This window comes from Pseudoalteromonas mucoides, from assembly GCF_049257175.1.
In the GTDB taxonomy this organism is placed as follows: domain Bacteria; phylum Pseudomonadota; class Gammaproteobacteria; order Enterobacterales; family Alteromonadaceae; genus Pseudoalteromonas.
The window spans coordinates 1-13,501 of record NZ_JBMMUC010000018.1 but is presented as its reverse complement, the minus strand read 5'-3'; the positions used below and the strand labels follow the sequence as shown (position 1 = coordinate 13,501).

General features: G+C 39.5%; 14 protein-coding genes and 1 pseudogene. 6 read left to right on the top strand and 9 right to left on the bottom strand.

Annotated features, from left to right (window positions below; all coding sequences use genetic code 11):
- Window positions 1–37: 37 nt before the first annotated feature.
- From AAEU30_RS17700 to thrS, 6 genes are all read right to left on the bottom strand, one after another.
- A complete protein-coding gene (locus AAEU30_RS17700) occupies window positions 38–862 on the bottom strand; it encodes a LytR/AlgR family response regulator transcription factor (protein WP_421961670.1) in 825 nt (274 codons plus the stop codon).
- Window positions 859–1,932, bottom strand: coding sequence for a sensor histidine kinase (locus AAEU30_RS17695; RefSeq protein ID WP_421961669.1), 1,074 nt, complete (start codon window positions 1,930–1,932; stop codon window positions 859–861). Before AAEU30_RS17695 ends, AAEU30_RS17700 begins: the two co-directional genes overlap by 4 nt.
- A 162-nt stretch (window positions 1,933–2,094) precedes the next feature.
- Window positions 2,095–2,457, bottom strand: coding sequence for a 50S ribosomal protein L20 (gene rplT, locus AAEU30_RS17690; protein WP_008110477.1), 363 nt, complete (start codon window positions 2,455–2,457; stop codon window positions 2,095–2,097).
- Window positions 2,458–2,472: 15 nt separating this feature from the next.
- Window positions 2,473–2,673 (bottom strand): 50S ribosomal protein L35, encoded by a 201-nt coding sequence (gene rpmI / locus AAEU30_RS17685; protein ID WP_004587840.1) that lies wholly within the window; start codon window positions 2,671–2,673, stop codon window positions 2,473–2,475.
- 211 nt (window positions 2,674–2,884) lie between these two features.
- On the bottom strand, window positions 2,885–3,445 hold the full coding sequence (gene infC, locus AAEU30_RS17680) for a translation initiation factor IF-3 (protein WP_087534172.1): 561 nt from the start codon (window positions 3,443–3,445) through the stop codon (window positions 2,885–2,887).
- A 59-nt stretch (window positions 3,446–3,504) separates the two neighbouring features.
- Window positions 3,505–5,415 (bottom strand): threonine--tRNA ligase, encoded by a 1,911-nt coding sequence (thrS, locus tag AAEU30_RS17675; protein WP_421961668.1) that lies wholly within the window; start codon window positions 5,413–5,415, stop codon window positions 3,505–3,507.
- Window positions 5,416–5,673: 258 nt separating this feature from the next.
- On the opposite strand from thrS, the gene AAEU30_RS17670 reads away from it, so the two are divergent.
- From AAEU30_RS17670 to AAEU30_RS17660, 3 genes are all read left to right on the top strand, one after another.
- Window positions 5,674–6,687 carry an endonuclease/exonuclease/phosphatase family protein gene (locus AAEU30_RS17670; RefSeq protein ID WP_421961667.1) on the top strand — a complete coding sequence of 338 codons (1,014 nt, stop codon included), beginning with the start codon at window positions 5,674–5,676 and terminating at the stop codon, window positions 6,685–6,687.
- Between the two features lie 64 nt (window positions 6,688–6,751).
- Window positions 6,752–7,198, top strand: a complete 447-nt coding sequence (locus AAEU30_RS17665; protein ID WP_087534174.1) for a DUF3010 family protein — start codon at window positions 6,752–6,754, stop codon at window positions 7,196–7,198.
- Window positions 7,199–7,393: 195 nt separating this feature from the next.
- A complete protein-coding gene (locus AAEU30_RS17660) occupies window positions 7,394–9,130 on the top strand; it encodes an AMP-binding protein (RefSeq protein ID WP_421961666.1) in 1,737 nt (578 codons plus the stop codon).
- Between the two features lie 196 nt (window positions 9,131–9,326).
- Here the strand turns inward: AAEU30_RS17660 and AAEU30_RS17655 are convergent, their stop codons facing one another.
- Window positions 9,327–9,581 carry a MetJ regulator of methionine regulon gene (locus tag AAEU30_RS17655; protein ID WP_421961665.1) on the bottom strand — a complete coding sequence of 85 codons (255 nt, stop codon included), beginning with the start codon at window positions 9,579–9,581 and terminating at the stop codon, window positions 9,327–9,329.
- A gap of 101 nt (window positions 9,582–9,682) precedes the next feature.
- On the bottom strand, window positions 9,683–10,201 hold the full coding sequence (locus AAEU30_RS17650; RefSeq protein ID WP_421961664.1) for a GNAT family N-acetyltransferase: 519 nt from the start codon (window positions 10,199–10,201) through the stop codon (window positions 9,683–9,685).
- 79 nt (window positions 10,202–10,280) lie between these two features.
- Here AAEU30_RS17650 and AAEU30_RS17645 point away from each other — a divergent pair, with 79 nt between their 5' ends.
- On the top strand, window positions 10,281–10,490 hold the full coding sequence (locus AAEU30_RS17645) for a hypothetical protein (protein ID WP_421961663.1): 210 nt from the start codon (window positions 10,281–10,283) through the stop codon (window positions 10,488–10,490).
- A gap of 383 nt (window positions 10,491–10,873) precedes the next feature.
- Window positions 10,874–12,063, top strand: a pseudogene (gene bktB, locus AAEU30_RS17640) (beta-ketothiolase BktB).
- A gap of 110 nt (window positions 12,064–12,173) precedes the next feature.
- Here bktB and AAEU30_RS17635 read toward each other — a convergent pair.
- The gene (locus AAEU30_RS17635; protein ID WP_421961662.1) at window positions 12,174–12,626 is read right to left on the bottom strand and encodes a hypothetical protein; all 453 of its coding nucleotides are present in this window, start codon (window positions 12,624–12,626) and stop codon (window positions 12,174–12,176) included.
- A 426-nt stretch (window positions 12,627–13,052) separates the two neighbouring features.
- On the opposite strand from AAEU30_RS17635, the gene AAEU30_RS17630 reads away from it, so the two are divergent.
- A complete protein-coding gene (locus AAEU30_RS17630) occupies window positions 13,053–13,169 on the top strand; it encodes a group II intron maturase-specific domain-containing protein (protein ID WP_421961661.1) in 117 nt (38 codons plus the stop codon).
- Window positions 13,170–13,501: the final 332 nt, after the last annotated feature.

Sequence of the window (13,501 nt, the reverse complement as noted above, 5' to 3'; positions counted from 1 at the left end):
AAGAATCGCGCTATAAACTAACTTGCTTTGAGTAATACTAACTTGCTAATGCAGCTTTTACTTTATCACGATAACTTCGGCTCACTTTTAGCTCTTGCCCGTTATCTAACACTAACAAGTACTCACCACTTACTTGAGTCACCAATTTACTGATCTGCTTTGTATTAACAATAGCGCTGCGGTGAACCCGCACAAATAATTGTGGATCTAACTCTTGCTCTAACTCTTTCATGGTCTTACGTAGTATGTGAGTCTGGCCATCTTGGCAGTGCAAACACATATAATCACCCGCCGCATCAACCCATTGAATAGTCGCTACAGGAACACGAATAATTTCACCCTGCTCTTTTACAGCTAATGATTCTGGGTAACGTTTATCTGACAAGGTATCGCCAGTTGCTAATTTCTTTAAAATTTCTTCGCAATTGTTACCGGTTATTCCCGCTACAAAACTCGCTAATTTCTTTTTATGGGCGTTGTCTTGCTGCGTTTTTAAGTAGGTATGCACTTTTTCTACCGCCTGTTTTAGTCTGTTGTCATCGACTGGTTTAAGAATATAATCTAAAGCATGTATTTCAAATGCTTTGACCGCGAACTGATCAAATGCCGTAACGAATACAATAGCAGGTAATGCTCTAACGCTTTCACTGAGTGCGCGTGCAACCTCAAAACCATTCATACCTGGCATTTGAATATCTAAAAAAACTAAATCTATTTGCCCTGCTTGGCATTCGTCAATGGCTTCTTGGCCTGTACTGCACAGCTTAACGACTTCTATATCGTCAAACTCTTCAAGCCTTACCGCTAAACCTCTACGGGCTAACGGTTCATCATCGACAATCAGGGTTTTAATCTTGCTCATTTCTTAACAGCCTTTTCAAACGGAACGCGCAGATTCACTTTTAATCCACTTGGCGTATTGTGTGATAACACAAACGAATAGTTATTCTCATACAAGGTTTTCAAACGGTCTTTGGTGTTTGCAACACCCACCCCCTGTGAATTAACCAGTTGACCATTGAGTAACTCAGTACCTGGTCCATTATCGCCTACTTCCAATAATAGTTCATTAGCAAAAACTTGTGCTTTGATGTCAATTTCGCCTCCCTCAGATAGGTGAGCAATGGCATATTTAATTGCATTTTCGATGATCGGTTGCAATATTAAACTTGGCACCAATGCATGCTTTGCCTCATCGCTAACATCTATATTTACTTTTAAACGCTCATCAAAGCGCACTCGCTCTATTTCAAGATACAGCATTAGCGCATGTAATTCTTGCTCAAGGGGTACTTTTTTAATCGGGTCGGTATTGAGTGTATAACGTAAAAAGTCACTCAATTTTGATACCATCAAGTTGGCATCTTTATTTTCTTTTACAAGTATAAGTGTTGATATAGCATTAAGCGTATTAAACAAAAAATGAGGGTTAAGTTGATAGCGCAGCATTTTCAGTTGTGCTTCATGAGCCATTGTGGTGGCTTTTAGCGCTTTTTGGCGTTCACTTTGTAATAACTGGTAGTATTTAATACCAAAATATAACCCGCTCCAACACAAAATGATGTAAACCGAATCAAGCCCTTGTTGGAAATAATAAAACCACTCATTGGGTCTATAGCCATGGCGGTATATTTCCCATAAGTTAAACTTTTGCACAACCGCCCACAATGTACCGGTAACGTATGATGCACTAAATACCACTAACATCAGTATCCAAGGCGATGCATTCCATGCCTTGCGATACATATAACGAAGTGGCACAGTCATTAAACAACCCGCGTACGCATTTAGCACAATAACAAAAACGTATATATCGCGCATTTCAAATACTTTGGAGCCAATGTAATTTACCAGCGCATAACCAATCCAACCGGCTACTTGTAATACCCAGAAAAAACGTTGACGGTTATCGACTAATGATTGCCAATTCAAAATTTATCTTTACCTCAATTATTTGTAATTATTATATCGGTTTAGCAAGGTGATAATCACTACTTCTTGTCTTGCTTTTCAAGAGGCTTACCGCAAAAATATTTTCTTACAGGCACAAAAAAAGGAGCCTCAGGCTCCTTTTCAATACTTATATGTAAAAGCTTAAGCTGCCGCTAGGCCTTCTTTTGCTTTTGCAACAAGCGCTGCGAATGCAACTTGGTCATAAACAGCGATATCTGCAAGGATCTTACGATCGATTTCTACAGAAGTCTTTTTAAGACCATTGATAAAACGGCTGTAAGACAGACCATTTTGACGTGAAGCAGCATTGATACGTGCAATCCATAATTGACGGAAAGTACGTTTCTTAGCACGACGGTCACGGTAAGCGTATTGACCCGCTTTTGTAACAGCCTGGAAAGCTACGCGGTAAACACGTGAACGTGCTCCGTAGTAACCTTTTGCTTGTTTTAAAACTTTTTTGTGACGTGCACGTGCGACAACGCCGCGTTTAACTCTTGCCATTTCTAAAAACCCCTATTAAGCGAATGGTAACATACGTGAAACTAGACCATGGTCATTTTTATGAACCATCATCTTAGGACGTAGGTGTAACTTACGCTTAGAAGTTTTCTTAGTCAGAATGTGACGAAGATGCGCTTGTTTACGCTTGAAACCGCCAGAAGCAGTTTTCTTGAAACGCTTAGCAGCGCCTCTGTGACTTTTTAGCTTATAAGCCATTGCAATAACTCCAAATGTATTGCTTTAAAATTAGTAAGCAGGCGTGAGATATATTGCTATAGCTCCACTTTTAGGCCTAACTTACTGCCATATTCCGGTGAAAACTCAACATGAATGCCGCAGTTTTACTTTAAAACCGGTTAACTCAGGTGAATACTTACATATTACTTGGTGACCTGAGCTAAATTCGGTGCGTATCTTAGCTCGTTTATTACTTTTTAGCAATAGGAGACATCATCATAACCATTTGACGTCCCTCAACACGATTTGGGAAAGACTCAACTTGTGCAAGTTCTTCTAAATCAGCTTTAATACGGTTTAGTAGTTCGATACCAATTTCTTGGTGCGCCATTTCACGGCCACGGAAACGAATAGTGATTTTAGCTTTATCACCCGCTTCTAAGAACTTACGTAAGTTACGAAGCTTAACCTGATAATCACCCTCATCCGTACCTGGACGGAATTTGATTTCTTTTATCTGGATTTGCTTTTGTTTCTTCTTCTGTTCTTTTAGTTCTTTGCTTTTTTCAAAGATGAACTTACCGTAATCCATGACCTTACACACAGGCGGCTCAGCATTTGGGCTGATCTCTACTAGATCAACACCTGCTTCATCAGCCATAGCTTGCGCATCTCTTAATGTTTGAATGCCAGCTTGCTCGCCGTCGATGTCGATTAAACGAACTTCTTTAGCTGTAATTTCATCGTTGATACGATTTTTTTGAGCTGTTTGTTGCCCTTTCTTGCCGCCTCTAATGGTACGTTCCTCCAAGAATATCAAATAATAAGTGTGCAGTTTGCAGTTGTGTTAATGCCCTGCACACCGGATTTTTATTGTCGATGTTTAATTTCTTCGCTAATTTTAGCGACGAAGTCATCAACATTAAATTTGCCCAGGTCTTCACCTGTGCGAGTACGTACTGCCACTTCTTGTTGTTCAACTTCTTTATCGCCAACAACAAGTAAGTAAGGAATACGTTTTAATGTATGTTCTCGGATTTTAAAGCCAATCTTCTCATTTCTCAAGTCAGCAGCGGCTCTAATTCCAAGTTTATTTAATTTTTGTACAATTTCGTGCACATAATCCGCTTGTTTATCGGTGATATTCATAATCACCACTTGCTTAGGCGCAAGCCACGTTGGGAATAAACCTGCATATTCTTCAGTCAAAATACCAATAAAGCGTTCAATTGACCCTAAAATAGCACGGTGAATCATTACCGGTGTACGACGTTCGTTGTTTTCAGCAACATAGGTAGCACCTAAACGACCCGGTAATGCAAAATCTAGTTGCACTGTACCACACTGCCACGCTCTGTCTAAGCAATCGTACAAAGTAAATTCAATTTTCGGACCGTAGAAGGCACCTTCACCCGGTAAATAATCAAATTCAATGTCATTTGCTTTAAGTGCATCAGCCAGCGCTTGCTCGGCTTTATCCCAAATTTCGTCTTCGCCGATACGCTTTTCAGGGCGAGTCGAAAGCTTAACAACTATTTTTTCAAAGCCAAACGTTTCGTACGTGTCATAAACCATTTTGATACATGATGATACTTCATCCATCACTTGGTCTTCTGTACAGAAAACGTGGGCATCATCTTGAGTAAAGCCACGTACACGCATTAGTCCGTGTAATGCACCTGACGGTTCATTACGGTGACAACAACCAAACTCTGCCATACGCAGTGGTAAGTCGCGGTAAGATTTTAAACCTTGATTAAAAATCTGCACATGACCTGGGCAGTTCATTGGCTTGATTGCATACTCACGCTTTTCAGACTCAGTGGTAAACATCGCATCTGAATATTTATCCCAGTGACCTGATTTTTCCCATAACGAGCGGTCCATCATCATTGGACCTTTTACTTCTTCGTACTGGTACTCACGTAGTTTTTCACGTACAAACTCTTCAAGCTCACGGTAAATGCTCCAACCATCGTTGTGCCAAAATACCATGCCTGGCGCTTCTTCTTGCCAGTGCCATAAATCAAGTGCTTTACCAATACGACGGTGATCACGTTTTTCAGCTTCTTCTAAGCGTTTTAAATATGCTTTGAGTTGTTTTTTATCGCCCCAAGCGGTGCCATAAATACGTTGTAGCATTTTGTTTTCTGAATCACCACGCCAATAAGCACCTGCCACTTTCATAATTTTGAAGTGTTGGCAGAATTTCATATTTGGTACGTGTGGGCCACGGCACATATCAACATATTCTTCATGATGATACAGGCCTGGGCGGTCATCTTTGGCGATATTCTCGTCTAAGATTTCAATTTTGTATGTTTCGCCGCGCGCTTCAAATGCATCGCGCGCTTCTTGCCAGCTGACGGTTTTTTTCACTACGTCGTAGTTTGTTTTAGCAAGTTGTAACATGCGCTTTTCAATGGCATCTAAGTCTTCTTGACTTAGTGAGTGTTCCATATCGATATCATAGTAAAAACCATTATCGATTGTTGGGCCAATTGCCATTTTTGCTTCAGGGAATAACTGTTTAACAGCATGACCTATTAAGTGAGCACATGAGTGACGAATGATCTCTAACCCATCATCGTCTTTAGCGGTGATTATTTCTAAGCGTGAATCTTCAGAAATTAAATCGCATGCATCAACACGGTCGCCATTAACACGACCAGCAATGGTCGCTTTTGCAAGGCCTGGGCCGATATCATTTGCTACATCAAGAGTACTAACTGGGTTTTCAAAACTACGCTGACTGCCGTCAGGGAGGGTAATAACTGGCATTATAAATCCTTTGTACAGTGGTGACGCCTACAATGCATCACATGTATTTAAATAAATTAAAAATAAGTAACTCCACAACGCTTTTACGAATAAGCATTGTTATCGTTAACCATTTACGGTTAATGCACCTGTTGAGTCTTGCTAAGTGCAGCACTATTGTCGCGCCTGAAACAGTGAAATACAAGTATTTACAGCGACAAATTGACAAATAAGCCGCGCATTTCATACTTAGACTAATTTTTGCTGTGAGAAATCATTATGAGTCGCCGAAAATCCTTACGTATCGCAAGCCTCAATTTACTAAACTTTACAGCCCCGCCCTATTCTTTTTACCAATTACATGAACGCTATAACGCAACACAATGGCGGCAAAAGCAAACGTTTATAAGTGATTTTTTAAGTAACAGTCAGGCTGATATTGTGGCTTTTCAAGAAGTATTCAGTATTAAACCCTTGGAAACTTTATGCAAAGAGCACGGCTTTGATTATTTTACCACCGTAGCCACACCTCAAAGCGATAACCTTTACCCACAAGTATTATTTAATCCTGTAGTCGCTATTGCAGCAAAGTTCCCAATGCTACAGTGCCAAGCTCTTAGCCCTTGTCCTGAGCTGCTGGAATACCTTAATAATCAAAATGAATTTAAATTTAATCGCACACCCATTAAGTGCTATGTTGAACTAGAAGGACTTGGAAAAGTGTACTTTTATGTGGTGCACTTTAAATCACAACGGGTTAATTCCATGGCCCATATGTTAAACATCCACAACCAAGATGACCCTCTACTCAATTTATTACAGCAAACAGTGGGTATGATGCAATCGCAAATTTCTCGCTCACTAGAGGCATCAATTATCTATTACGATGCTCTTAAAACCCAACGAGAACAAAACTGTGCAACAATCGTTATTGGTGACTTTAATGACTCTATAGATAGCCCTGCTCTATCATTTATGACACAAGGCTTTCATCCTATCAGTTGCGAGCCATGTAAAGAGTTAGCACAACCGGTTGTAGGCTTAACTGATGCGTTTAATTTAAGTGAGCAGCATCGGCAAAACAAAACCCGAGCACCGAGCCACTATTATCGTGGCAGAGCAAACGTACTTGATTACATTCTGTTATCTGGTCACTTTAATACCCACTGTGCGTTATCAAATATAACTTCATTAAACTATTTAAGTTTTAACGACCACTTAAAACCAGATCAAATAGCAGAAGATATTTGCTCAAGCGACCACGGTGGAATTGGCATAGAAATCATTTATTAAATGCACTGCTTTTAATAAAGTTAATTGATATAATGACAGTAACTAGATTTTTAGAGAAAAACTAATGAGAACATGCGGTGTAGAAATAACAGGTAGCGACGTACTCCTGTGTATTTTAAGTAAAGACAACGACGTATTTGATATTCGTGATGTACGCCAAACACGCTTTACCCTTGGTAACGGCAATGACACAGAGATCATGCGTAAATTTCAATTTGATTTTGCTAAATTAATGCAAGATTACCAAATTGATTCTGTCGCCATTCGTGAGCGCCAGCCTAAAGGTAAATTCGCAGGTAGTGCGAAAGGCTTCAAAATGGAAACTGCAATCCAGCTAATTGAAAACCTTGACGTTCAAGTTTTTAGCCCGACCACAATTAAAGAGCAGCTAAAACGTAACCCTGTGCCTATTGATTTTGAAGATACTGGCCTAAAAAAATACCAAGAAAATGCATTTATTAACGCCTATGTTTATATTATGCGTAAAACATACCGTAGTGATGATGTATAAAAAATAGCTAAATCTTTTTTACAATCTATCCATTAAAACGCGAGAGAATAAGCCACTTACAGAGTGTTTTGTTCCTCGCGTTTTTTATTTTTAACAAATAATAATTGAGACATTGGTCTTAATCGACTTTTATTTGTCGACAATTTGTGCTTTTCTAACATTGTACACTCTCACACAATGACATGGAGCACACACATGCAAGTAAGTAAAGTCGCCACTGAATCTGGCTCAGTTACACAGAATAGTTTACCGTTACAGCATAGCTACTATAAAGGATCACAGTCGTCTCCTTTAATTAATCAAACAATAGGTGACTACCTTGATCATATTGTCGACAATAACCCAAATCACCCAGCCATAGTTGTAAGCCATCAAAATGTTCGACTCAGCTATAAAGAATACCAACAGCAAATTAATCAGTTAGCACAAGGTTTACTGGCTTTAGGTGTGAAACCTGGTGACAGAGTTGGTATTTGGTCTCCTAACAACCTTGAGTGGTCTTTAACCCAATTTGCTACAGCGAAAATTGGCGCAATCATGGTGTGCATCAATCCAGCATTTCGACCAAACGAACTACAATATGCGCTCAATACTGTCGAGTGTTCAACGCTTATTACGGCGTCCAGTTTTAAAGCAAGCAATTACCTTGCAATGCTTAACGAACTCATCCCTGAGCTTGAAAACACCGACGCCGGAAAAACAAATAGCCATAACCTGCCTCATCTTAAAAATATAATCCGTATTGGCAACGAGTCAGCTCCGGGTATGTTCAGTTTTGCAGATGTCTTATCAATGCCGACCTCTGCGCATAAATATGAACTAGACGCTATTGCAGCAACTCTTAATGCTGATCAGGATATCAATATCCAATTTACATCAGGCACAACAGGTAATCCTAAAGGGGCCACGCTTACGCACAAGAATATTCTTAACAATGGTTTTTTAATGGCCGAGGCGATGAAGCTAACAGCAAAAGACAAGCTTTGTATTCCAGTGCCTTTGTATCACTGCTTTGGTATGGTATTGGGTAATTTAGTTTGTATTAGTAAAGGCGCCACCGCAGTCTTCCCAAGTGACTCATTTGATGCAAAAACCACACTCGATATTGTTGAAAAAGAACGCTGCACGGCACTGCATGGTGTGCCAACTATGTTTATTGCAGAACTTGAGCATAAAGACTTTGCTAATTACGACCTGTCTAGCTTACGCACTGGTGTTATGGCAGGGTCAACCTGCCCTGAGCAGGTCATGCGTAAAGTACACACATTAATGCATATGAAAGAGGTAGTGATTGGCTATGGGCAAACAGAATGCAGTCCTATAAACAATGTCACCGAAACAGACTCTCCGCTAGAAAAACAAGTAAGTACAGTAGGCCGTGCCTTAGCCCACACAGAAGTTAAAATTATTAATGAAGTCGGTGAAATTCAACAAATTGGTCTCCCTGGTGAAGTATGCAGTAGAGGCGCAGGAATTATGCGTTGCTACTGGAACGATGAAGAGAAAACAGCAGCGACTATTGATAATGAAGGCTGGTTACACTCTGGCGATCTAGGGGTCATGGATGAAGAAGGCTTTGTTACCATTGTAGGGCGAATTAAAGACATGATTATTCGCGGTGGTGAAAACATTTATCCGCGGGAAATCGAGGAAGTACTCTATACGTACCCAGGTATACAAGATGCCGCTATATTTGGCATTAGTGATGAAAAATATGGTGAAGAAGTCTGTGCTTGGATCCAACCAAGTGAAAGCGCTGTGCTAAATGAGGAGGCTATTCGTTTATTTTTAAAAGATAAACTCGCTTACTTCAAAATCCCAAAACATATCCGGTTTGTTGATGAGTATCCTATGACAGTAACCGGGAAGCTACAAAAGTTTAAAATGCGTGAGCAAATGCAACAAGATATCAAAGAAGCTGCTTTTTCTTAAGAATCCCCCTGCTAAATTAGGCATTAGGGTCATATAATTATTTCAGCCTTTTAAGCATTATTATAGAGGAGCTTTAATTAGCTCCTTAAATTTTTATATTCGACACACCGAAACTCTATTGGCCGCATTAAACTTATAAATAACGATATATCTCAGTCTAATAAAGTCACTATGCTGGTAATTACTATTTCATCCATTAAATGTTAAAACCAAGTACAAAAAGTATCACGCCCATGTATATTGCTATTGCACAGATAGCTTCTGTAAAGATCTCGCGAGCACATAAATCAAGGGTACCTTCAAATACACCAGTAAGAACCTTACCAAGACCACCAGTGAGGCGGTAATTATTTAAATCCACATTACCATTGTCATCACTGAGCAAACGTAAATAACCAAACAGAATACTAAGGCATGCTAAAACAAGAATAACTAACCTGAATGTTTCCATAAACTGACCACCAACAAATGATAACTAGCTAGTAATACCTAAGTTATAGTCTATTAAAGCAAATATTCATTCTATCACTAAGTTTTTAGGTACGAATTAATTTAGCTGTTAAATGAGCCTGCTCCACAGGTCTTAATAGCGAAGCGCCAAGTATCATCGTCGACTTGCTGAAAGCCAATTTTAGTTAACAACTGTATAGATTTGCAGTTAGCAGCTGCGACTCGAGCAAAAATTGTCGCAATAGGGTTTTCCAACCAATTCGTGTAACCCTGCTTATTGATCAGGTTAATTAAAACCTCATACATATAGCCTTGATTCCAATATTGGTGAGATAATTCAAAACCTAACCAAGCTTGCGCATCATTTATATCGTAAAAACCAACACTGCCCATGAGGCAATCATCTAAATTATTTGAAATAGCTAAACGCAAGCCTGCTTGATTGTAATAACTTGATAAGTCATTTTGGATCATTTGCTTAACCTCCTCTCTGCTAAGAGGCAACGCGTAATCGTTATATTGTGCGACTTGGGGTTGCGTTAAAATAGCTAAAAGTGCTGGAGCATGTTTATGGGCAACTAAACTAAGAGAGACTCGTTCTAAAAGTACAGGGTTTTGCATAGTAAAAAGGGTTAATAAACTTTATCAAAGCTAATTATTACCTTAAGATAGCCAACTAACAAGTATTAAGGTAGCTGCCATGACTGAAGAATTTAAAGTTATACAACCAACAACAACTGTATACTGCCCAAAAAGAGGTGAAGGCTGGACACTAACAGGCATTACCAGTATCGACGAATTCACTTCGGTGATGTTTGACGGTGTACGTTACACCCTCCCCGCAAGAGAAATTATTGAAGAACTGTTACCAAACCAAGCAGCAAGAGCTGACGACAACACTTCTAATTAGTTCACTGAGCACTTGCTGATGCATTTGCTAGACTATTAAAGAGTGTGTAAAAAAGATTAAAGTAGCAGTTTAGAATTACTCGATAAGCTGCCTTCGCCACTTTATTTAAAGTGTTTATCAGTTTGCAGCTATACAATTATATATAATCCCCCCTGCTTTCTACACGCTAGTAGCAATGGTAGCAATAACCAAAGTCAATATAATAGACCGCTTAGTAATTTTACTCATTTTTATACTCCAATATGTGTTTTGGATACACAACCAATACTGTTGGTTAGTAATCAGCGAACAAATTCCTTTCCTTTTGTTTAAAGGTAAATTGTGCTTTTATTAATGCCCTAAACCGTGTTTATACACATCGCTAATTTAAAAAAGTAAAAACAATGACAACAAACAACAACAGCGTAGTAATTGTAAGTGCGGTACGAACCGCCATCGGTAGCTTTGGCGGCAGTCTTAAAAATTTCACGCCTGCTGAACTAGGCACGCTATGCGCAAAAGAAGCCATAACCAGATCTAAACTCTCACCAGATCAAATTGGTGCTTGTATTGTTGGTAAAGTGATTCACAATGGGCCAAAGGACGCGTATCTCTCAAGAGTTATAGGCTTAGATGCAGGGCTACCAATTAGCAGCCATGCAGTTACGCTAAATCGCTTATGTGGCTCTGGCTTGGAGGCTATAATACAAGCTGCGCAGCAAATTCAATTGGGAGATGTAGATGCTGCTTTAGCAGGTGGTGCAGAAAGCATGAGTAGCTCAAGTTTTACCCTGACCAGCAATCGCTGGGGGCAAAAAATGGGTGACAGTATAATGATTGATGAGCTCACAACCACATTACAAGACCCTGGGATAACAACCCAATGGGCATAACCGCTGAAAACATTGCCGATAGATACACCATAACGCGTGAACAACAGGACGAGTATGCCGCACAAAGCCATCATAAAGCCGCTAAAGCCATTAGCGCAGGCCACTTTGAAGAGCAAATTGTGCCTGTAGAAATAAAAACACGTAAAGGCACACACATTTTTGATACCGACGAGCACGTACGCGCCGATACCTCAAGTGAAAAGCTTGCCACACTAAAACCGTATTTCAAACACGATGGTACAGTGACTGCCGCTACCTCATCAGGCATCAATGATGGCGCAGCCATGTTAGTACTTATGTCAGAGCAAAAAGCCATTCAACAAGGTTTAAAGCCACTTGGGCGTTTAATTGGTTATGCCCGAGCAGGCGTTAATCCTACTTTGATGGGTATCGGCCCTATTCCTGCGGTACAACAACTCATGGCAAAAGCAGGCTTAACCATTGAGCAAATGGATGTCATTGAATCAAACGAAGCCTTTGCAGCACAAGCGCTTTGCGTGGCTAACGAGCTTAATTTTCCTGCTGATAAAGTAAACCCAAATGGCGGCGCAATTGCACTTGGCCACCCAGTTGGGGCAACCGGCGCAATATTATCTACCAAATGCCTGTACGAGCTTAAACGTATTAATGGTAAATATGGGTTAGTCACTATGTGTATTGGCGGGGGCCAAGGCATAGCTGCTATTTTTGAAGCGCTATAAATAATTAGCCAATTAAAACTTCATTATTGTGTCACTTTTGAGCCAACAGCGTGAAATGATGGCTCATAAAGTCGTCGCTTTAATTTGAAGTCTAGGTTTGGCTCTGCAGTTTATCTATTGAGCATATTCACACGTAAATTGGACCAGCTCTGGTAAGTACCAACAGAATATAACATACCGATAAATAAGCATATTGATGAACTGACTAGCCAAAAAACAATGCTATTTTCGGGGAACATAGGCATTAATATAATAAATGAAACACCACGTAAAATATAAATAGAGGAGATAAGAACTAAAGCGGTTCTAACAAGTGGAAGTTTACTGATAACCCTTGCGCCAGATAACCCGTAAACAGACCAAATAAAAAGGATTAAAACTAATACGGATGTAACGATGGCTGGATATGATTCACCTGCTTCCGCCATTTTAGCCATTTGCTCACCCGCACCAAAAAAACGATACCACTGCCCACCAAATATAATGCAACCTAAATGAGCTAAAGCAGCTATTGCACTAAATAAAGCGCCAAACATGAGTGGTTTATTAATATTTGAATCCATCAACATACGTCCTGTATATGCCTAACGAGCCTGTAAAATAACTCGTTTTTAATTTGTTTTTATTGATGCATTAACCATAGCCGAGTTCCTATTTTGATTCAATCGGTTACTTCTGTTTTACATAAAATATCAAAAGAGGATTTGCTGTTGTTTTAATGAACGTTTTGGAAAGTATTGCAGGTGTTTGATTGGCTTATTTGAGGTAATAAAGGCTACCTTTATTAATATATCGTTTTTTAACATATCAATATTTTCCTTCAAGTTCATTTACTGCTCATTCCCTTATTTTTGTGCAAAAAACCTTTAATTGTATTATGCACAAAGAGGTTAAGAGACGCAGCGCTTTAGAGTAATACAGATTCTAGACCAAAAAATTTACGCGACTGGGTATACTACTACCTAAGAGCCAAGACTTATCAGCTAACATTGGATTTAGATCACTGGATCCGCCGTAGGGTAAGAATGTGCTACTGGCGGCAATGGCGCTCTTTACAAAGGAATAACACGCACCAAAGTACGCAGTTTAATGAAATTGGGTGTTAGCGAACGACTCGCCATAGCCTGTGGTATCACTAGCAAGAGCCCTTGTCGAAGTTCAAAAACAAAAGCAATGAAACTACAATGACACCTAAAACTACAATGACACCCAATTTAAATTATTCAAATAGCACTACAAAATTAAAATTTAAATGCTGAATGTACGCACATATCACTTTGTGAAACTAGCTTATGTTTCAAAATAAGTAAATTTCGTTGTAAAACTTAAATAACAGACATGAAAATACCTGCGTTATGCAGTGAAAGTACTTCTTATGGGGATTTCGCTCTATCCGAATAACTTTTCACAGTTACTCATGTTTGTTCGCCGTTTGCGG

Excerpts from the sequence above, each read along its gene's own strand:
- AAEU30_RS17700 (WP_421961670.1), bottom strand. The coding sequence starts at position 862 with ATGAGCAAGATTAAAACCCTGATTGTCGATGATGAACCGTTAGCCCGT.
- rplT (WP_008110477.1), bottom strand. The coding sequence starts at position 2,457 with ATGGCAAGAGTTAAACGCGGCGTTGTCGCACGTGCACGTCACAAAAAA.
- rpmI (WP_004587840.1), bottom strand. The coding sequence starts at position 2,673 with ATGGCTTATAAGCTAAAAAGTCACAGAGGCGCTGCTAAGCGTTTCAAG.
- thrS (WP_421961668.1), bottom strand. The coding sequence starts at position 5,415 with ATGCCAGTTATTACCCTCCCTGACGGCAGTCAGCGTAGTTTTGAAAAC.
- AAEU30_RS17670 (WP_421961667.1), top strand. The coding sequence starts at position 5,674 with ATGAGTCGCCGAAAATCCTTACGTATCGCAAGCCTCAATTTACTAAAC.
- AAEU30_RS17665 (WP_087534174.1), top strand. The coding sequence starts at position 6,752 with ATGAGAACATGCGGTGTAGAAATAACAGGTAGCGACGTACTCCTGTGT.
- AAEU30_RS17660 (WP_421961666.1), top strand. The coding sequence starts at position 7,394 with ATGCAAGTAAGTAAAGTCGCCACTGAATCTGGCTCAGTTACACAGAAT.
- AAEU30_RS17655 (WP_421961665.1), bottom strand. The coding sequence starts at position 9,581 with ATGGAAACATTCAGGTTAGTTATTCTTGTTTTAGCATGCCTTAGTATT.
- AAEU30_RS17650 (WP_421961664.1), bottom strand. The coding sequence starts at position 10,201 with ATGCAAAACCCTGTACTTTTAGAACGAGTCTCTCTTAGTTTAGTTGCC.
- AAEU30_RS17645 (WP_421961663.1), top strand. The coding sequence starts at position 10,281 with ATGACTGAAGAATTTAAAGTTATACAACCAACAACAACTGTATACTGC.
- AAEU30_RS17635 (WP_421961662.1), bottom strand. The coding sequence starts at position 12,626 with ATGGATTCAAATATTAATAAACCACTCATGTTTGGCGCTTTATTTAGT.